Here is an 18,312-nt window from a genome sequence, read left to right on the forward strand (position 1 = left end):
CGCTGACTGCATTCCTAGTCCGAAGCCCCGGGGCGAGTGGCCCCGGGGCTTCGCCGTGTGGTCACTCGCCCGACGTCCGCGAGGAGACCGCCATGCATGACCACCGCAAGCTCGGCCGCGAGCTGGGCCTGTTCGACACCGACCCGTTGATGGGTGCCGGGCTTCCGTACTGGCTGCCTGACGGCGCCGTGGTCCGGCACACCCTGGAGGAGTACATCCGCGGCGCCGAGCGCCGGGCCGGCTACCAGCACGTGTACTCGCCCGTGCTCGGCAAGCGGGAGTTGTACGAGATCTCCGGGCACTGGTCCCACTACAGCGAGGACATGTTCCCGCCGATGGATCTCGGCGGAGAGCAGGTGGTGCTGCGGCCGAGCCTGTGCCCCCACCACGCGCTGATCTACCGTTCCCGGGCCCACAGCTATCGGGAACTACCGCTGCGGATGGCCGAGTTGGGGGGCATGTACCGCTCCGAGCTGTCGGGGGTGCTCGGCGGACTGACCCGAGTACGGGCGATCCAGCTGAACGACGCGCACATCTTCTGCACCGTGGACCAGGCCGCCGACGAGGCGCGGGCGGCCCTGGAGTTGATCCGCCAGGCGTACGACGCCCTCGGCATCCGCTCGGCCCGCTACCGGCTCTCGCTGCCGGGGCCGGGCGGCAAGTACGTCGCCGCCCCGGAGATGTGGCGAAGGGCCACCGGCCTGCTGGCCGACGTCCTCGACCGTTCCGGAGTGGCGTACGAGGCGGTCGAGGGTGAAGCCGCGTTCTACGGTCCCAAGATCGACGTACAGATCGCCGACGGCGCGGGCCGGGAGGCCACCCTGTCCACCGTGCAGATCGACTTCCACCAGCCCGAACGGTTCGATCTGCACTACATCGGCCCGGACGGCGCCAAACACCGGCCGGTCATGGTCCATCGCAGCATCATCGGCAGCGTGGAGCGGGCCGTCGCGCACCTCATCGAGCTGCATGGCGGCGCCTTCCCCGCCTGGCTCGCCCCCACCCAGCTGGTGGTCCTCCCGGTCTCCGACGACGAGCTGCCCCAGGCTGCCGGGCTGGTGCGGCGGTGCATCGACCAGGGGCTGCGGGCTCAGCTCGCCGGGCCGGAGGGCGGCACCCTGGGCGCTCGCGTCCGAGCCGCCCGGCTCGTGCCCTACCAGGCGGTGATCGGCGCGAAGGAGGCCGCAGACGAGCAGGTCGCCCTGCGTCTCCGGGACGGCCGACGCCTGGACGCCCGGCCCGCCGCCGAGGTGCTGGCCCGCATCGGCGCGCTGGTCGACGCACGGAGCACTGAGCTGTGGGACAACGCTAGCGGTACCTAACGAGGACGCAGTCCCCGCACAGAGCGCCTGAGGCTCCCGGCGACGCTCGGTAGATCAGGCAGCAGCTGCGGCGCCGGAACCGCGTGGTGCCCGCGACCCGGGTGTGGGCGTCCCGCAGCTGGGGCTGCGCCAGCAGCAGCGCGGTCAGGACGCGGGTCCGCTGGGCGTGGGCGGGGGAGGCGGCGGCGAGTGCCGTCGCCGCTCCGTTGACCGCGGAGGCGACGTTGCCCCACAGGACGCGCGGGGAGACCGAGAGCAGCCGGGTGGCCTCGACCAGCGCGCCAACCGGTCCGCCGAGCAGACGGCCGGGGGCGCCGGAGGCGAACGCCTCGTCGGCCAGGGACAGCGGGAACGCGCCGCCGAGGACGGGCTGCCAGCGGAGGGCGTGCAGGTCCAGTCCGGGCCAACTGCCGTGCAGCACGGCGAGGGCGAGGGCCGGCGAGACCAGACGCGCGGTCAGGCCCAGGTGGGTCACGGACGCGGCGACGCGCAGCTCGACCGCGTCGGGCGACCGTCCGCCGGCTGCCGCCAGGTACGCGCGGACCGCGAGCACACGGTCCATCAGCGCCGCAGGGTCCTCGACCAGTTCGCTCATCGGCCGCCAGGGCGGACCCGCGACGGCCGTAGCTCGGTGCGTTCGGACGGCGAAGAACGGCCCGAGCGCCGCGACCTGTGCCAACGTCTCGGGTCCGGGGACGTCCGGCGGCTCGTCGGCGGGCTGGAGGTCGGGCTGGGGGTCACGCTCTGGGTGGCTCACCGCCGGGAGCGTATGGACCCGCTCGGGGCTCCGTCAATCGCCGCACGACGGTGGCGGGCGGCCGGAGGCACCGGGTGCGAATGCGCTTGTCGGCCGCCGAGCCGCGTCGCTCTGTCATCCTGGCCGCCTTCAGCGCCAGAGCGGGGGGAGCCGGGGAGTGGAGCCAGCGACTGTCGTGCACAGAGCTTCCGGCGAGTCACCCGAGGGCCGGAGAACTCCGGAATCTTTCCGGATGCCGTTGCTGACGGCAAAACAGGACGACGGATCGGGGCCAATGATGACCCCAGGAATTTCCCGCGGGGCTCAACGACGAGCAGATCCTCGCCCTCCCGAACACCCCCCGTGAGGGGTGAGAATTACCCCCGATCGGTGGTCTGCCCGCGACAACCCCTCTAACCTGCTGGCTTTACGTCACGGAAACACCGGACGGCAATCAAGCTGTGACTGGACTGTTGACCGCTGTTCACCAACTCTGCTTTGCTTCACCGCAGCCGGGAGCACACCCCACACAGTGGTGACAGTCACTCAGTTATCGCTGTCAGCTCCGTGATCAGCACCATATCTCCACGTCAGTGCGGAGAGCACCACCTCCGCAGGCAGTTCTCCAGATGCTCGGTCAATTCCGACGCGCGGATATCGCGGAACGGAGAGAATCGGCCGGAACCAGAGGACAACCAGGGGTGTGCCATCGGTTCCCTGTCCAGGCACGTGGTCCCCCGCCGCCGACCGGCGCACGGGTGACCGGTATGAGAGAGGAACCCTTAACCATGGGTACCCCCCACGCCCACGGCCGCGCGAAACGAGTCGCGCTTACCGGCCTCACCTCGCTCTCGATAGCCGCCGGTGCTCTGCTTGCCGCGACCGCTCCCGCCGGAGCCCTTGTCGCGCAGAACGGTTCGAGTACGGCTGTGCATGTGAAGCATCTTTGCGCGGCGCCGAAGCACGTCCACGCGATGTCCTGCCTCGCCCTGGCTCGGACCGATGTCAGCCAGCCCCACGCGCTGGTCGTCAACGCGGTCTCGCCGATGGCCACGCCCTCCGGGTACGGGCCCGGCGACCTGCGCAGCGCCTACAACCTGCCCGCGAACGGCGGCGCCGGCGCGACGATCGCGATCGTGGACGCCCTGGACGACCCCAACGCGGAGTCGGACCTGGCCGCCTACCGCAGCCAGTACGGGCTGCCGGCCTGCACCACCGCCAACGGCTGCTTCAGCAAGGTCGACCAGAACGGCGGCACCAGCTACCCGACCGCCGACTCGGGTTGGGCCGGGGAGATCTCCCTGGACCTGGACATGGTCTCCGCGGTCGCGCCCAACGCGCACATCCTGCTGGTCGAGGCCACCTCGGCGAACATGAGCGACCTGGGCACCTCGGTCAACACCGCCGTCAGCCTGGGCGCCAAGTACGTGTCCAACAGCTACGGCGGCGCCGAGGACTCCACCGACACCAGCTCGGACAGCAGCTACTTCAACCACCCGGGCGTCGCCATCACCGTCTCCGCCGGTGACAGTGCCTACGGGGCCCAGTACCCGGCCGGATCGAAGTACGTGACCTCGGTCGGCGGCACCGCGCTCAGCAAGGCGTCGAACGCCCGCGGCTGGAGCGAGAGCGTCTGGTCGACGAGCAGCACCGAGGGCACCGGCTCCGGCTGCTCGGCGTACGATGCCAAGCCCAGCTGGCAGACCGACAGCGGCTGCTCCAAGCGCACCATCTCCGATGTCTCCGCCGTTGCCGACCCCGCCACCGGCGTGGCCGTCTACGACAGCTACCAGGCGACCGGCTGGCAGGTCTACGGCGGCACCAGTGCCTCCTCGCCGATCATCGCCGGCGTCTATGCCGATGCGGGCACCCCCGGCAGCGGCGACTACCCCGCCAAGTACCCCTACCTGCACACCTCGTCGCTGAACGACGTCACCAGCGGCAGCAACGGCAGCTGCTCACCCGCCTACCTGTGCACCGCCGGGGTCGGCTACGACGGCCCCACCGGCCTGGGCACCCCCAACGGCCTGGCCGCGTTCACCGCCGGCAGCAGCACCGGTAACACGGTCACCGTGACCAACCCGGGCAGCCAGAGCAGCACCGTCGGCACCGCGGTCTCGCTGCAGGTCAGCGCCTCCGACTCGGCCAGCTCCACGCTGACCTACTCGGCCACCGGCCTCCCGGCGGGCCTGTCGATCAACTCCTCCACCGGCCTGATCACCGGCACCCCGACCACCGCCGGCACCGCCTCGGTCAGCGTCACCGCCAAGGACACCACCGGAGCCTCCGGCAGCACCACCTTCAGCTGGACCGTCTCCACCACCGTCACCGGCGGCATCACCAACGGCGGCTTCGAGACCGGCACCCTCTCCGGCTGGACCACCACCGGCATCACCGCCGCCAGCACCTCCGCCGCCAACAACGGCAGCTACGGCGCCATGCTCGGCTCCACCAACCCCAGCACCACCTCCTCGATCGCCCAGACCTTCACCGCCCCCACCGGCAGCAGCAAGCTCTCCTTCGCCTACAACGTGACCTGCCCGGACACCGTCACCTACGACTGGGCCACCGCCACCCTCAAGGACAACACCACCGGCACCACCACCACCGTCCTGGCCAAGACCTGCGTCTCCTCCTCCGGCTGGACCACCAAGACCGCCACCGTCACCGCAGGCCACTCCTACACCCTCACCCTGACCAACAAGGACGACAACTACGCCGGCGACCCCACCTACACCTACTACGACGACGTCACCGTCTCCTGACCCAACCCACCCTCCACAACCGACCCCTGGGCCCGGCCACTCCCTGTGGCCGGGCCCAGCGGCCGCAGGTACGGCAGCAGGTCGCCGGGACGTCCGCCCGCAGCCCCGAACGTTCAGCCGTCGGTGGCCTCGGCCGCTCCCCGATGGTGCAGCACGTGGATGCGGCCATGGTCGAAGACGCTCTGAGCAGTCGACGACGGGCCGATCCAGATGCCTGCGAACAGGACCCTGAGCACGGCCTTTCTGCGCTCGGCGGGCAACCTGTTCCACGAGAACCGTGCCCTGGCACCGGTGACGACGCCATCCAGAGCGCCGACCGGACGGACCACGACGGCACGCTGGACCGCACGGGCCCGGGAGAGCGCGACCGCCCGCACGGAGGCGTACTCCTCCTCCGAGATCGCCCCGGCCGACCGCAGCGCGTCAAGCTCCTCCAACTGCCGCGGATCCGGCAGATCCGGCAGATGCGGCTCAGCCTGCTCACGGCGACCGTCCGGATGGATCGCGACCGGGATCCGGCCGGCCGCCTCGGCGTCCCAGTCCTCCAGGACCGCCATGGCCGCCTCCTCCACGAACGCCTCCAGCGGCTCGGCGGCGATGTGTCGCCTGCATCGGCCTTGTGACAGCAGACTCTTGGAGGTGCAGGCATAGGTGGGGTAGCCGGCGATGGCCTCGCCCACCAGGCGCCGCCCGCACTTGGTGCAGCGCAGCAGGCCGGTCAGCGGGTAGTCCCGGGCGGGACGACGGTCGGCCTGGCGCTCCAGTTCCCTGGTCCGGCGCAGGGCACGGGTGCGCTCCCAGGTCTCGATGCTGACGCACGGCTGCCAGGCGGCCGCCAGGTAACTCCCGTCCTCCGCGCGGGCGATCTCGCCGCGGTGGACCAGCAGTCCGGCGTAGCGCGGGGCGTCCAGCAGGCGGCCGACGCCGGTGACGGTCCACTGCAGACCGCCGGCCGTCAGCACCCCGCGGTCGTTGAGGCCCCAGGCGATGGCCCGCAGCGACTCCCCGTCCTGGTAGCGCCTGAACACCTCCCGGACGATCGCGACCTCGTCGGCGACCAGGTCGTACGTACCCGCCTGGTAGCCGTAGGCACGTCGGCCGCCTCCGTGGGGCCGCCCCGCGGAGACCGCCTGCGCGTGCGCCGACCTGGCCGCGAGCGACGTCTTCGTCGCCGCCCGGCACGCCCGATCGGCCTCGTCGCGGAGCTTTCGTCGCTCACCGGCATTGCCGAAGTCCCTCCCGCCCGGACTGCCGTGGAGGGTGATGCCGTGGTCTTCGGCGACCTGCAGAAGCTCCGCGACGTCCCACGGCTGCTTCAGCAGCAGCTCCAGCCCGTCGCAGAAAAGGTGCGTGAACACGCCCCCCTTCGCGGCGGACAGCATCGCGTCCCAGGCCGGTCGTGGCCGGTCACGCAGCCACGACGCGGCCAGGTTGTCCACGTACACCTGTCGCTGGTCGATCAACACCCCGATCTCGCCGGCCGCCGTGCGACAGGCGCGTTCCTGGCAGTCCACGGGGTTCTGGCCGGCGTCGTGGCGGTGCGGGATCCTGCAGTAGATCGCGCCCACGCCGGCCGAACGACCGCCGTCCGGCTCCGGGCTGTCTGCGAGCAACGTGGGCTCCGGTCTGCTGCGACGTGGACGGTGGGAGTGGCTGGGCCTGTCCGGCGGACTGCCCTAGCGGGTGGACGCCCGCGCGGCGTGAGCGCGGTCTTCGGCCGCAGGGGCAGGGGCAGGGGCAGGGGCAGGGGCCGGGTCGGGCGGGACCACGGGGCCGACCGGGTGCGCGGTGCCGTGGAGCGTCACAAAGAGCGGGCTCCCGTTCCGGGGAGGCGCGCTGTCGGTGTAGGCGATCAGCTGTTCCGGCACCCCGGGGCGCGGATCGGTGGCGAGTTCGACCCGGTGGTCGTGGCCGCGGAAGTGGCTTCGCAGCACCCGGACCGGGACGGTATCGCTGCCCGGTTCGGTGGCCAGGCGCAGCTGACGGGGCCGGAGCAGGACGGTGCCCTGGCCCTCGGTCGAGGGCTTGGCGGTCGAGGGCCTGGAGTCGGGGCACTCCGCGGTGAGTGGCAGCGTGCCCAGGGCGGTGGTGGCCCGGCCTGCGTCGATGCGGGCGGCGAGCAGGTTGGCCTCGCCCAGGAAGCAGGCGACGCCTGCGTCGACCGGCTGGTGGTAGAGCGCGTGCGGGGTGCCGGTCTGCGCGATCCGGCCCTCGCGCATCACGGCGATGGTGTCGGCGAAGCAGAGGGCTTCGTCCTGGTCGTGGGTGACCAGGATCGCGGTCGCGCCCGCGCGGCGCAGGGTGGCGGCGACCTCGGTGCGCAGTTCGGTGCGCAGGGCGGCGTCGAGGGCGGCGAACGGTTCGTCCAGGAGCAGGAGTTCAGGACGGGGCGCGAGTGCCCGGGCGAGGGCGACGCGCTGCTGCTGGCCGCCGGAGAGCTGGTGCGGGTGGCGGTCGCCCAGGCCGCTGAGTCCGACGAGGTCGAGCATCTCCTGGACGCGTTCCTGGCGTTGGCCGCGCGGGAGTCCGAAGCCGATGTTGCCGGCGACGGTCAGGTGCGGGAACAGCGCGCCGTCCTGCGGCACGTAGCCGATCCGGCGGCGCTCGGCGGGCACTCGCGCCCGCCCGTCGTCGAGCAGGCGGCCCCGTAGCGTCACCTCCCCCTGGACGGCGGAGTGGAAGCCGGCGATGACACGCAGCAGCGTGCTCTTACCGCAGCCGGACGGGCCCAGGACGCAGGCCAGCGCGCCGTCGGTAACGAGGAGGTCGACGCCTCGCAGGACCGGGGTGCGGGCGTGGGCCGCGTGCAGGCCGGTGATGGACAAGCCGCTCATGGCGTCTCCGAAGGTCGTTTCGGGCCGAGAGTCCGGCGGGTGAGCAGGATGACGGGCGGTACGGACATCGCGACCATGAGCGCGGCGTAGGGTGCCGCCGCGCCGTAGGCGAGTCCGGTGGTGTAGGCCCAGAACTGGGTGGCCAGGGTCTGCGTCCCGGTGGGGCACAGCAGCAGCGTCGCGGTGAGTTCGGTGCTCGCGGTGAGGGCGACCATCGCGGTCGCGGCGCCCAACCCGGGAACGATCAGCGGTACGGTGACGCGGAACAGAACCCCCAGCGGGCGGGTGCCCAGGGAGCGGGCGACCTCCTCGACGCCGGGCGGCACCTGGGCGAGAGAGGCCCGAACTGCGGTCAGCGCGAGCGGGAAGAAGAGGAGCACGTACCCGGCCACCAGCAGCGGCGGTTGCTGGTACAGGGGTTGGGCGTAGCGGACGGCGAAGAAGACGATGGAGAGCGCCACGGCGATGCCGGGCAGGGCCCGGGTCAGGTAGGCGGCACGCTCGGCGGCCTGGGCGAGGCGGGTGCGGCGACGCCAGGAGTACAGCGCCACCGGGACCGCGGCGGCGGTGGCGACCACGGCGGCGGTCAGCGCGTAGCCGAGCGTGGTCGTCGCGGCGCCGAGGATCGAGGCGGGCGGCAGGGTGGTGGAGCTGCCGCGCAGGAGCCAGTAGCCCAGGGCGAACAGCGGCACCCCGAGTGCGGTGGAGGCCAGCGCCGTCACCGCGAGCAGGGCCGGGACCTTCGCGCGCCCCAGGGGCACCGGGCTGCCGGGGCGGGCGGTGGCGCCCTGGCGCACCAGCCGCCCGCGCCGGCCGGCCCGCGCGTCGAGGGTCACCAGAAGCAGCGCCAGGGCGCACAGGACGAGGGTCAGCAGCGAGGCGGAGGCCGCGTCGAAGCCGAGTTGGTACTCGGTGAAGATGGCGGTGGCGAAGGTGGTGAACCGCAGCATCGCGAACGCGCCGTACTCGCCCAGCAGGTACAGGGAGACCAGCAGCGCCCCGCCGGCCAGCGCGGGCCGGGTCAGCGGCAGGGTCACCCGCCACAGGGTGGTCCACCGTCCGCGGCCCAGGCTGCGGGCCACCTCCTCGGCGGAGGCGTCGAATCGGCGCAACGTCGCGGCCACTGGCAGGAACACCAGCGGATACAGCGACGACGTCATCACCAGCACCGCGCCCGAGTACCCCTGGACCTGGGGGAAGAGCGAGACCCAGGAGTAGCCGTGGACGAACTCCGGTACGGCCAGCGGCATCGCCAGCATCACCGTCCAGAACCTGCGCGCGGGCAGGTCGGTGCGCTCCACCAGATAGGCCGCGGCGAACCCCAGCGCCACCGCGCCCACCGTCACGACGGCAGCGAGGCTGAGGGTGTGCCAGAGCAGGGTGGCGATCAGCGGGCGTCCGAGCAGGCGCTGGGCCTGAGCCCAGCCCGCCTGTCCGGCCTGCACCGCGACGAAGACCAACGGGGAGGCCACGGCGGTGATCACCACGGTGACCAGGAGCGGTAGGGCCCGGGGCACCAGCGCATCGGGTAGCAGTGCCCGGGGCGCCCAGGTACGGGGCGCCCGCCAGCGTGACAGCGGCGGCAGGCCCTGATCGGCAGGGCGGTCCAGGGTGCTCATAGCAGGCCGGCGTCCTGGAGCAGTTGCAGGGCCTGCTTGCCGTCGCCGAGCTCGGCCGGCGACGCCACCGTGCCCACCTGCGCCAGGGGCTGGGACACCTTGGTGTTCTGCACTCCGGTGATCAGCGGGTACTCGTAGCTCTGCGAGGTGGCGATGATGGTCTGCGCCGAGGTGCTGGTCAGGTAGGCCAGGAAGGCCTGGGCGGCTGCTTGGTGCTTGCTCGCCGACAGCACGGCCGCGCCCGAGACGTCGACCAGGGCACCCGGGTCGCCCGGGGTGAAGTAGTGCAGCGCAGTGTGCACTTTGCCCGCGCCCACCTCGTCACGCAGGCGGTACCAGTAGTAGTGGTCGATGATGCCGCCCTGGACCTCGCCCCGGTTGACGGCGGCCACCAGGTCCTCGTTGCTGTTGTAGACCTTGGCGTTGGCCTTGAGGCCTTCCAGCCACCGCTTGGTTGCGTCCTGCCCCTCACTCTTGATCATCCGGGTGATGATCGGGGCGAAGTCGGTCTCGCCCGGGGCCACTCCCAGCTTGCCCTTCCACGCGGGCCCGGCGAGGTCGCGTACCGAGGCGGGCGCGGAGGAAGCGGACATCTTGTCGGTGTTGAACACGAAGGCCGCGGTCCGTGCGGACACCCCGACCCAGTCGCCCTTGGCCGAACTGTCATTCGCGGACACCGCCGTGAGCGTGGTGGCCCCGACCGGCGCGAGCAGGCCCCGCTCCTCCAGGTTCGTCAGCGCCGGCGGGTTCTCCGCGTAGAACACATCCGCCCGCGACGCCGACCCCTCCTGCAGGATCTGGTTCGCCAGCTCCGCCTCATCGCCCGAGCGGAGCTGGACCTTCACCCCGCTGCGCGCCTCGAAGTCCTTCACCAGCGCCTCGACGGTCTGCTGATGCTGCCCGGAGTAGACGGTCAGCGGCTGGCCGGCCACTGACGCGCCGATCGCCCCGGACGACGCGGAGGCAGTCGACGCCTGGGCACTCGACCCGGCCGGCGAGCTCGAACTGCCACAACCCACCACGGTCAGCGAAACGAACAGCGCACCCAGTGCCATCAGCGGACGTACATGATTACCGGCCACACGGTCTCCACTCCACGTGGGACGAGCAGTCAACTCGGCCCCAATTGGCGTTGCATGGGCAGACGTCTTCCCTGGTTCCTGCACTGCAGGGACCCGGGAAAGGCTTACTGGTAGAGCACCATAGTCAGGCAAGCCTTACCTAACAACTGCTGTCGAGTCGGATCTCGGATCCGTATCGACGCGCCTGCCGGTCGTCGAGTGCGCCGGCCGAGACAAAACCCTGAGGTCGGAGCGGCTGCGGCGGGAGGGTGCGGATGTGAAGACCGCGGGATCTGCGAGGCTGGTCGTATTCTGCCCCGACGGGCCTGATGCGAAGTCAACTTAGGCCAGCCATCCCTAAGAATGTCACGGTGCTTCAGGTTTACGCACTGGACGAAGTCGCCTCCGGCAGTGCCCCCGAGAGCAAGCTAAGGTCAGCCTAACCTCCTCCGCTTTTGCGCTGATCGGAGCCCTTCTGTGCTGCTCACGGACACATACCGCCGCCTCGCACATGTCTGCGACGATCTGCGCGTCGAGGTACTGGAGACCCGGCAGGCGGTGGACGGCCCCGGCGGCACCTGGCTGAGCATGGCCGAGCTCGTCGCCGACCCGGAGATGTTGGCGGCGGCTCTCGACGGGGAGTCGGCGCGCATCCTGGCCGCGCACGGCAGCCCGGCCCGCTCGGACGTCGCCGCCTCGCGCCTGCTGCACCGCCAACTCTGGTCGGTGGGCCTGCTGATCAGCGGCCCCTGGTTCCTGGCCGGGCAGGTCCCGCGACTCACCCCGGACCGGCTCTGGACCGACCCCGTGAGCGGTGACTTCGCGCTGGCCCCAGGGGACTTCGACGTCACCGCGACGGACGCGCCGCAAGCCGTACGGGCGTCCGTCGAGGAGTTCGTACGCCCTCTGCTCAACGCCTTCCGGCCGCGAGTCCGGCGCGGACCACGCGCTCTGTGGGGCATGGCCGGCGACGACCTGGTCTCCGGGCTCTGGTATCTGGGCCGGACCCTGGGCGAGGAGCAGCGCGCCGTCCACGCTGCGGAGTCCTTACTTCCCGGCCCCGGCGGCACCGGGCCGTTCCCCGACGGCGCGAACTTCCGTACGATCCACGGACCCTCGGGCCGCCTCCACCTCACCCGTACCCGCACCGGCTGCTGCCTGAACTACACGATCAAGCAGGGAAGGGCCTGCGGCACCTGCCCCCGACTCAGCGACACCGAACGCCTGCGCCGACTCGAAGCAGCCCCCGCCTGAGACGGCTCCCGCCGCTGCCCAAACGCCACCCGCCCGGGCCTGGTCCCGGTCCCGGTTGCGGTCCCGGTCCAGTGAGTCAACTGCTGGCACCCCGCACCACGTTGCACCGCTCGCGGGTGTCAGCCGGCTGGGTTGTGCGTCTCGTTGGAGGCGGCGTGCGGCCCGGTGGCGGATGTGCCTGTCCAGCTGGCGAGGATGCCGAGGGCTTCAGCCGAGGGGGAGGCGGGTTCGGGGGTCAGGATGACGAGGGTCTGGTCGGGGTCGCCTTCGACGGCCAGGACCACGTAGTCGAGAGTCAGATCGCCGACGATCGGGTGGTGCAGGCGTTTGGTGCCGGCGGTGTGGGCGAGGACGTCGTGGTCAGCCCACATACGGCGGAACGTGTCGCTGTTCAGGGACAACTCGCCGATCAGTTCGGTGAGTTGTGGGTCATCGGGGTGCCGTCCGGCGTACAGGCGCAGTGTGGCCACGCAGTCGCCGGCGGCCCGCTCCCAGTCGGCGTACAGCGTGCGAGCGGCGTCGTCGAGGAAGACGAAGCGGGCGAAGTTGCGCTCGCGGTGGGGTCGCGCCTGGAAGTCGGTGAAGAGGGCGGAGCCGAGTCGGTTGGCCGCCAGGATGTCCATCCGCCGTCCCTGGACCAGCGCGGGGACGCTGAGAGAGTCCAGGGCCCGGTACAGGACTGGGCGGACTCGCTGTGGACTGAGCGGCCGCTTGCGGCGGGCCCGGGCGGCGGTGGGCTGGGCGAGGTCGAAGAGGTGGGCGCGTTCGGTGTCGTCCAGCTGCAGGGCGAGGGCGACGGCCTCCAGGACGGTCTCGGAGACGCCGTGGGTACGGCCCCGCTCCAGCTGGACGTAGTAGTCGACGCTGACCCCGGCCAGCTGGGCGACTTCCTCGCGGCGCAGGCCCGGCACCCGGCGGGCGCCCGGGTGCGGGGCGAGGCCGGCCATCTCGGGGGTGATCCGGGCCCGGCGGGTGCGCAGGAACTCACGGATCTCGGTGCTGCGGTCCATGCCTCCACGGTACGGCTGACCCCCGCCCGTCCGTGCCCGCGAAAGGGGGGCTGCCAGACCCCCCGAAGAAGAGCACCCCGTACGGGGGCCCGGACTGTGGTCCGCGGATGGTTGCCTGGACAGCGGGCTCACTGCACCGCACTGAGCATGGCACTCGCAGGCCGACCCCAGCCGGGCGCCGGCCGTGAGCCGCTGTTCCAACACCGGGCGTGGGATCGCCCGGCGATCGGGAACCGAGGAACGGAGTTTTCTGATGAAGCACATCTCTCTGGGCGGGCTGGACGTCTCCCGGATCGGTCTGGGCGCCATGTCGATGTCCGGCTTCTACAACGTCGGACAGGGCAGCGACGCGGAGTCGATCCGCACCATCCACCGGGCACTGGACCTGGGCGTCACCCACCTCGACACCGCTGAGATCTACGGCCCCTACACCAACGAGGAACTGGTCGGCCAGGCCCTCAAGGGCCGCCGCGACCAGGTCGTGCTGGCGACCAAGTTCGGCCTGGTCTCCCACTCCGGCGGCGGCCCCGGCGTCATCGACAGCAGCCCGGCGAACATCCGTGCCGCAGTCGAGGGCTCCCTGCAGCGCCTCGGCACCGACCACATCGACCTGTACTACCAGCACCGAGTTGACCCGAACACCTCGATCGAGGACACCGTCGGCGCACTGGCCGAGCTGGTCGCGGAGGGCAAGATCCGCCACATCGGCCTGTCCGAGGCCGGCCCGGACACGATCCGCCGCGCCCACGCCGTCCACCCGGTCACCGCGCTGCAGACCGAGTACTCCCTGTGGACCCGCGACGTGGAGGCGGAGATCCTGCCGCTGCTGCGCGAGTTGGGCATCGGCTTCGTGCCTTACTCGCCGCTCGGCCACGGCTTCCTCACCGGCCAGATCCGCTCCGCCGACGACATCGCCGACGACGACTGGCGCAAGACCAACCCGCGCTTCACCGGCGAGAACTTCCAGCGCAACCTGCGCATCGTCGACGAGGTCAAGGCCGTCGCCGCCGAGGCGGACGCCACACCGGCACAGATCGCCCTGGCCTGGCTGCTCGCCCAGGGCGACGACATCGCCCCCATCCCCGGCACCAAGCGCGTCGCCCGCGTCGAGGAGAACACCGCCGCCGACGCCGTCGAGCTGAGCACCACACAGGTCGAACGGCTGAACAACCTCAGCCCGGCCGCCGGCGAACGCCACGACGAAGGGAACATGGCTGTCATCGACCGCTGACCGACCGCAGAGCAGGATCATCGTTCAGATCGGTTCAGCTCCGCGTCTGCGGAGGTAGCCTCCTGGCATGCCCGAGGACCCTGAAAGTCCCGCAACGCATAGGCACATGCCGCCGCGGATGATCGGAGGACACGTACTCGGCCCCGTCGTCATCGCCCGCTCAGAAAGCGCGGTGCTGATCGCCCGTCAGGTGCTCGCCTTCCCCACCGGTACCGTGATCGAGATGGAGGCCCATGGCCGAGGCACCTGGCGAGACTCACACGCACACCCGCTCGCCCGCGAACTATGGTCCGCCGTTCGGTTCGCGGACGGCCGGGTGGGAGAACTGGACGACGATGCCGGGCTCCGTAACGGCACGGGGCCAATGCTCAGCGCCTACTCGACGCAGAGCAGCGGCGGCGGCCCGGATGCCGGGGAAGACATCCAGATGAGCCTGTGGCTGTGGCCGCTGCCACCCCCAGGACCAGTAAGCGTGACCTGCTCCTGGGTTCACGCTGGGATCGACAACGCCGAACTGGTCCTCGCCGGCGACGTTCTCCGCTCAGCCGCCGAGCGAGACACCCCTGGGGGATCGCCTGGCCTGATCCCGTTGGCGTACCGGTCGGCGTACGCCATACGAAAAACGCCCCTGCTCCGAAGTGGAGCGGGGGCGTTTTTGCTGCTTACGCACTGTGGCCAGGGCCGGGGTCGAACCGGCGACCTTCCGCTTTTCAGGCGGACGCTCGTACCAACTGAGCTACCTGGCCAGATCCCCCGAAGGGGGTAGAGCGACCTCGACGGGACTTGAACCCGCGACCTCCACCTTGACAGGGTGGCGAGCTAACCAACTGCTCCACGAGGCCTCGTACAGGCGAACCTGCACGCGGTTAAGCGTGCCCCCAACGGGATTCGAACCCGTGCTACCGCCTTGAAAGGGCGGCGTCCTGGGCCACTAGACGATGAGGGCTGACTGGCCCTCCCGGCTTCCTTGCGGCCGTCGGGGACGTTCAGAAGCATATGGGATGGGGGCGGGTAACGCCAAAATGGTTTCCACCCGCTCGAAGATCCGACGTCGGTCGGCAGCCGGCCCCGGCTCGGACCGTGGTCGCCCCGCCCATGAGGAGCAACGTGCTGGAGATGTCCCGAGAGCGGTTCGAGGAGCTTGTAGGCGAGGCGCTCGACCGGATACCGCCTGAGCTGACACGGCTGATGGACAACGTCGTGATCTTTGTGGAGGACGAGCCGGAGCCTGGGCCGGACGGGTCACGGTCCGGCACGCCCGAACTGCTGGGTCTGTACGAGGGGACACCCCTCACGGAACGGGGTGACTGGTACGCAGGGGTGCTTCCCGACCGGATCACCATCTACCGGAACCCCACCCTGCGGATGTGTGCCACCAACGAGGAGGTGGTCGCGGAGGTGGGCGTCACCGTGGTCCACGAGATCGCCCACCACTTCGGGATCGACGACGAGCGGCTGCACGCCCTCGGATACGGCTGAGCTCGCTGCGACGGCCCAACGCTCCGGTCCGGTCGTCCGGTCCTCCTATCCGGTCCGCCTGTCCGGCCGGGTCCGCTCGTCCGCCGAACGGCCGTGTCCTTTCCGCCTGTGTTGCCGTTGGACGACGGGGGGACCGTCGGTGGCGGTCGCCCGGAGCGAACGGGAAGCGGGGCCGTACAGGGTGGGCAAGTTGGAAGTCGGCATGGGCCGGGCGGCGGTGGTCGTCGTGCTGGGCGCGCTCGCGGCGGCGGCGCTGTCGGGGTGCACCGAGGTGAGCGGTTCCGGTGGGCCAGGCGTGTCGGGCACGCCAGTGGTAGGGGAGACGTCCGCCCCGGGCCACTCCCAGGACGGTATGGGTCAGCCCCGGGCGGGTACGCGGCACCGCGGCGCCCCCGAGCCCTCCGCAACTGCCGGACCCAGTGCGAGTGCTGGCGGTGCGTCCGGCTCGGCGAAGCCGTCCGGGGCGAGCGTCCCCAACGGCACCGGCGGGCAGCCGCCGATCGGCGGGATCGGCAGCCCGGGCGGCCACGGGGCCACCGGAGGCACCAGCGGCGGAAGCGCCGGCGGCGTCACCGGTACACCCACGCCCGGGTCGAGCCCCACGCCCCCCGCGCCCTCGACCTCGCCGTCGGCCGCACCCAGCCCGCCCCCGACGTCGCCGCCCCCGCCCCCACCACCGCCTCCACCCTCAGTCAGCAGCTCCCACACCTGACCGACGGGCCTGACCGACTCCGAGCCTGACCGCCTGCGGGCGAGGCGGGAACAAATGGGGGGCTTCGCTTGCTGTTACGCGATGCGCGGCAGCGGGCGGGAGAGTCTGCGAGGTGGGGGGCCTGTAATGCCCTGAACGGGTCATTTGCTCCTTCGACAGGCCCTAGGCTATCTTGGTAGATCGTTGTTTGTTTCATTTGCCCGGCGCTGCTGCTACTCCCATCAGGCGCCCTGGCGCGTACCGGCACTCCGTGGCTGACCGCATTGAGGCGGTTGTAGGTGAACCCGCGGACTTGGCGCGTGCCAACATCCGGAAGGTTCTTCATGTCTCTCGTTGACGACGACCGCTTCGCCATGCCCGAAAACGGCATCGAGGCTCCCGCCGCCACCGTCACCGCGGACTCCATCGAGTCTGTGGACGCCGCCGACAACACCGACAACCCCGACGCGGCCGGCACCATCCCCACCGAGGCCCCCATCGAGGCCGCCGTGGCCTCTGAGCCCACCACGCCGAAGGTCACCTTCGGCGACCTGGGTCTGCACCAGGACATCGTCCGCACCCTCGCCAAGCGCGGCGTCACCGAGCCCTTCCCGATCCAGGCCGCGACCATCCCGGACGCCCTGGCCGGCAAGGACGTTCTCGGCCGAGGCCGCACCGGCTCCGGCAAGACCCTCAGCTTCGGCCTGCCGCTGCTCACCCGCCTCGGCGGCAACCGCAGCCAGGCGAAGCGTCCCCGTGGACTGATCCTGGTCCCGACCCGCGAGCTGGCGATGCAGGTCGCCGACGCCCTCGAGCCCTACGGCTCGGTGCTCGGCCTGCGTCTCAAGGTCGTGTGCGGCGGCACCTCGATGTCCAACCAGATCTACGCGCTGGAGCGCGGCGTCGACATCCTCGTCGCCACCCCCGGCCGCCTGCGCGACCTGCTGAACCGCGGCGCCTGCACCCTGGACGAGACCGAGGTCATCGTCCTGGACGAGGCCGACCAGATGGCCGACATGGGCTTCATGCCCGAGGTCACCGAAATCCTCGACCAGGTTCCGGCCGGCGGCCAGCGGATGCTGTTCTCCGCCACGCTGGAGAACGAGATCGACTCCCTGGTCAAGCGCTACCTCAAGAACCCGGTGACGCACGAGGTCGACCCCTCGGCCGGCGCGGTCACCACCATGAGCCACCACGTCCTGGTCGTGAAGCCCAAGGACAAGGCCCCGGTCACCAACGCCATCGCGGCGCGCAAGGGCCGGACGATCATCTTCGTCCGGACCCAGATGGGCTGCGACCGCGTCGCCGAGCAGCTCCGTGACGCCGGCGTGCTCGCCGACGCGCTGCACGGCGGCATGACCCAGGGCGCGCGCACCAGCACGCTGGGGGACTTCAAGGACGGCTACGTCAACGTCCTCGTCGCCACGGACGTCGCGGCTCGCGGCATCCACGTCGACGACGTCGACCTGGTCCTGAACGTGGACCCGGCCGGCGACCACAAGGACTATCTGCACCGCTCCGGCCGCACCGCGCGGGCCGGCCGCTCCGGCACCGTCGTCACGCTGATCCTTCCGCACCAGCGTCGTGGCGTGTTCCGCCTGCTGGAGGACGCCGGGGTCGAGGCCACCCGCCACATCGTCGGCGGCGCCTTCGACGCGGATCTGGTGAAGATCACCGGCGCCCGTTCGCTGAGCGAGGTCCAGGCCGAGTCGGTCGCCACCCAGGCCAAGCAGGCCGAGCGTGACGTCCAGGACCTGACCCGCGAGCTGGAGCGCGCTACCAAGCACGCCGCCGACCTGCGGGCCGACGCCGACCGCCTGGCAGCGCGCGCCGCCCGCGAGCGCAGCGAGCTGGGCATCGAGGACGAGCCGGCTGCGGTCGCCGAGTCGGGTGCCGTGGCTGCGGCGTCCGAGGACCGTACTGAGGCATCCGTCCCGGCGCAGAGCGCCGCGGTGGACGCCGAGGACACCCGGCCGGCGCGTACCGCCCCGGTGCGCGACGAGCGTCGTGACGACCGCTTCAGCGGTGGTGGCGAGCGCGGTGGGTACCAGCGTCGTGACAGCCGTCCGGCCGGTGGTGGTTACAGCCGTGACGACCGTGGTGGCAGCGGCAGCCGTTCCTTCGGTGACCGGGACAACCGTTCCGCTGACAACCGTTCCGGTGGGTTCCAGCGCCGCGACGACCGCCCGAGTGGTGGTTTCCAGCGTCGTGACGACCGTCCGGCCGGTGGTGGTTACAGCCGTGACGACCGTGGTGGCAGCGGCAGCCGTTCCTTCGGTGACCGGGACAACCGTTCCGCTGACAACCGTT

General features: G+C 71.2%; 13 protein-coding genes and 3 tRNA genes. 6 read left to right on the forward strand and 10 right to left on the reverse strand.

Annotation, left to right across the window (positions count from 1 at the left end):
* The first annotated feature begins 2 nt into the window (after positions 1 to 2).
* Complete coding sequence (thrS, locus tag ABIA33_RS28375) at positions 3 to 1,322, forward strand: threonine--tRNA ligase (RefSeq protein ID WP_370085503.1); 1,320 nt, start codon at positions 3 to 5, stop codon at positions 1,320 to 1,322.
* On the opposite strand, the gene ABIA33_RS28380 is transcribed toward thrS, so the two are convergent.
* The gene (locus ABIA33_RS28380) at positions 1,309 to 2,079 is read right to left on the reverse strand and encodes a (2Fe-2S)-binding protein (protein ID WP_370085490.1); all 771 of its coding nucleotides are present in this window, start codon (positions 2,077 to 2,079) and stop codon (positions 1,309 to 1,311) included. The genes thrS and ABIA33_RS28380 overlap by 14 nt on opposite strands.
* 767 nt (positions 2,080 to 2,846) lie before the next feature.
* On the opposite strand from ABIA33_RS28380, the gene ABIA33_RS28385 reads away from it, so the two are divergent.
* Positions 2,847 to 4,823, forward strand: a complete 1,977-nt coding sequence (locus ABIA33_RS28385; RefSeq protein WP_370085491.1) for a putative Ig domain-containing protein — start codon at positions 2,847 to 2,849, stop codon at positions 4,821 to 4,823.
* A 113-nt stretch (positions 4,824 to 4,936) separates the two neighbouring features.
* Here the strand turns inward: ABIA33_RS28385 and ABIA33_RS28390 are convergent, their stop codons facing one another.
* The 4 genes from ABIA33_RS28390 to ABIA33_RS28405 form a co-directional block, all read right to left on the reverse strand.
* Positions 4,937 to 6,436 (reverse strand): recombinase family protein, encoded by a 1,500-nt coding sequence (locus tag ABIA33_RS28390; RefSeq protein WP_370085492.1) that lies wholly within the window; start codon positions 6,434 to 6,436, stop codon positions 4,937 to 4,939.
* 63 nt (positions 6,437 to 6,499) lie between these two features.
* The gene (locus ABIA33_RS28395) at positions 6,500 to 7,657 is read right to left on the reverse strand and encodes an ABC transporter ATP-binding protein (RefSeq protein ID WP_370085493.1); all 1,158 of its coding nucleotides are present in this window, start codon (positions 7,655 to 7,657) and stop codon (positions 6,500 to 6,502) included.
* Positions 7,654 to 9,276 (reverse strand): ABC transporter permease, encoded by a 1,623-nt coding sequence (locus ABIA33_RS28400; protein ID WP_370085494.1) that lies wholly within the window; start codon positions 9,274 to 9,276, stop codon positions 7,654 to 7,656. Before ABIA33_RS28400 ends, ABIA33_RS28395 begins: the two co-directional genes overlap by 4 nt.
* The gene (locus ABIA33_RS28405) at positions 9,273 to 10,358 is read right to left on the reverse strand and encodes an iron ABC transporter substrate-binding protein (protein WP_370085495.1); all 1,086 of its coding nucleotides are present in this window, start codon (positions 10,356 to 10,358) and stop codon (positions 9,273 to 9,275) included. Before ABIA33_RS28405 ends, ABIA33_RS28400 begins: the two co-directional genes overlap by 4 nt.
* A gap of 456 nt (positions 10,359 to 10,814) precedes the next feature.
* Between ABIA33_RS28405 and ABIA33_RS28410 the strand changes: the two genes are divergently transcribed.
* The gene (locus tag ABIA33_RS28410; RefSeq protein WP_370085496.1) at positions 10,815 to 11,591 is read left to right on the forward strand and encodes a (2Fe-2S)-binding protein; all 777 of its coding nucleotides are present in this window, start codon (positions 10,815 to 10,817) and stop codon (positions 11,589 to 11,591) included.
* A 119-nt stretch (positions 11,592 to 11,710) separates the two neighbouring features.
* Here ABIA33_RS28410 and ABIA33_RS28415 read toward each other — a convergent pair whose 3' ends face one another.
* Positions 11,711 to 12,601: a helix-turn-helix transcriptional regulator gene (locus ABIA33_RS28415; RefSeq protein ID WP_370085497.1), complete on the reverse strand. Its 891-nt coding sequence runs from the start codon at positions 12,599 to 12,601 to the stop codon at positions 11,711 to 11,713.
* Positions 12,602 to 12,854: 253 nt separating this feature from the next.
* On the opposite strand from ABIA33_RS28415, the gene ABIA33_RS28420 reads away from it, so the two are divergent.
* Positions 12,855 to 13,832 (forward strand): aldo/keto reductase, encoded by a 978-nt coding sequence (locus tag ABIA33_RS28420; protein WP_370085498.1) that lies wholly within the window; start codon positions 12,855 to 12,857, stop codon positions 13,830 to 13,832.
* A gap of 672 nt (positions 13,833 to 14,504) precedes the next feature.
* Here the strand turns inward: ABIA33_RS28420 and ABIA33_RS28425 are convergent.
* The 3 genes from ABIA33_RS28425 to ABIA33_RS28435 form a co-directional block, all read right to left on the reverse strand.
* Positions 14,505 to 14,578 (reverse strand) — tRNA-Phe (locus ABIA33_RS28425).
* A gap of 22 nt (positions 14,579 to 14,600) precedes the next feature.
* Positions 14,601 to 14,674: transfer RNA gene (locus ABIA33_RS28430), tRNA-Asp, on the reverse strand.
* A gap of 31 nt (positions 14,675 to 14,705) precedes the next feature.
* Positions 14,706 to 14,778, reverse strand: a tRNA-Glu gene (locus ABIA33_RS28435).
* Positions 14,779 to 14,939: 161 nt separating this feature from the next.
* On the opposite strand from ABIA33_RS28435, the gene ABIA33_RS28440 reads away from it, so the two are divergent.
* The gene (locus ABIA33_RS28440) at positions 14,940 to 15,311 is read left to right on the forward strand and encodes a metallopeptidase family protein (protein ID WP_370085504.1); all 372 of its coding nucleotides are present in this window, start codon (positions 14,940 to 14,942) and stop codon (positions 15,309 to 15,311) included.
* 357 nt (positions 15,312 to 15,668) lie between these two features.
* Here the strand turns inward: ABIA33_RS28440 and ABIA33_RS28445 are convergent, their stop codons facing one another.
* Positions 15,669 to 16,019, reverse strand: coding sequence for a hypothetical protein (locus tag ABIA33_RS28445; RefSeq protein ID WP_370085499.1), 351 nt, complete (start codon positions 16,017 to 16,019; stop codon positions 15,669 to 15,671).
* A 327-nt stretch (positions 16,020 to 16,346) separates the two neighbouring features.
* Here ABIA33_RS28445 and ABIA33_RS28450 point away from each other — a divergent pair.
* Positions 16,347 to 18,312 (forward strand): DEAD/DEAH box helicase (locus ABIA33_RS28450; protein WP_370085500.1); only part of this gene is annotated, 1,966 nt, incomplete at its 3' end.

The sequence above is a fragment of the Streptacidiphilus sp. MAP12-16 genome, assembly GCF_041262165.1.
Lineage (GTDB): Bacteria > Actinomycetota > Actinomycetes > Streptomycetales > Streptomycetaceae > Streptacidiphilus.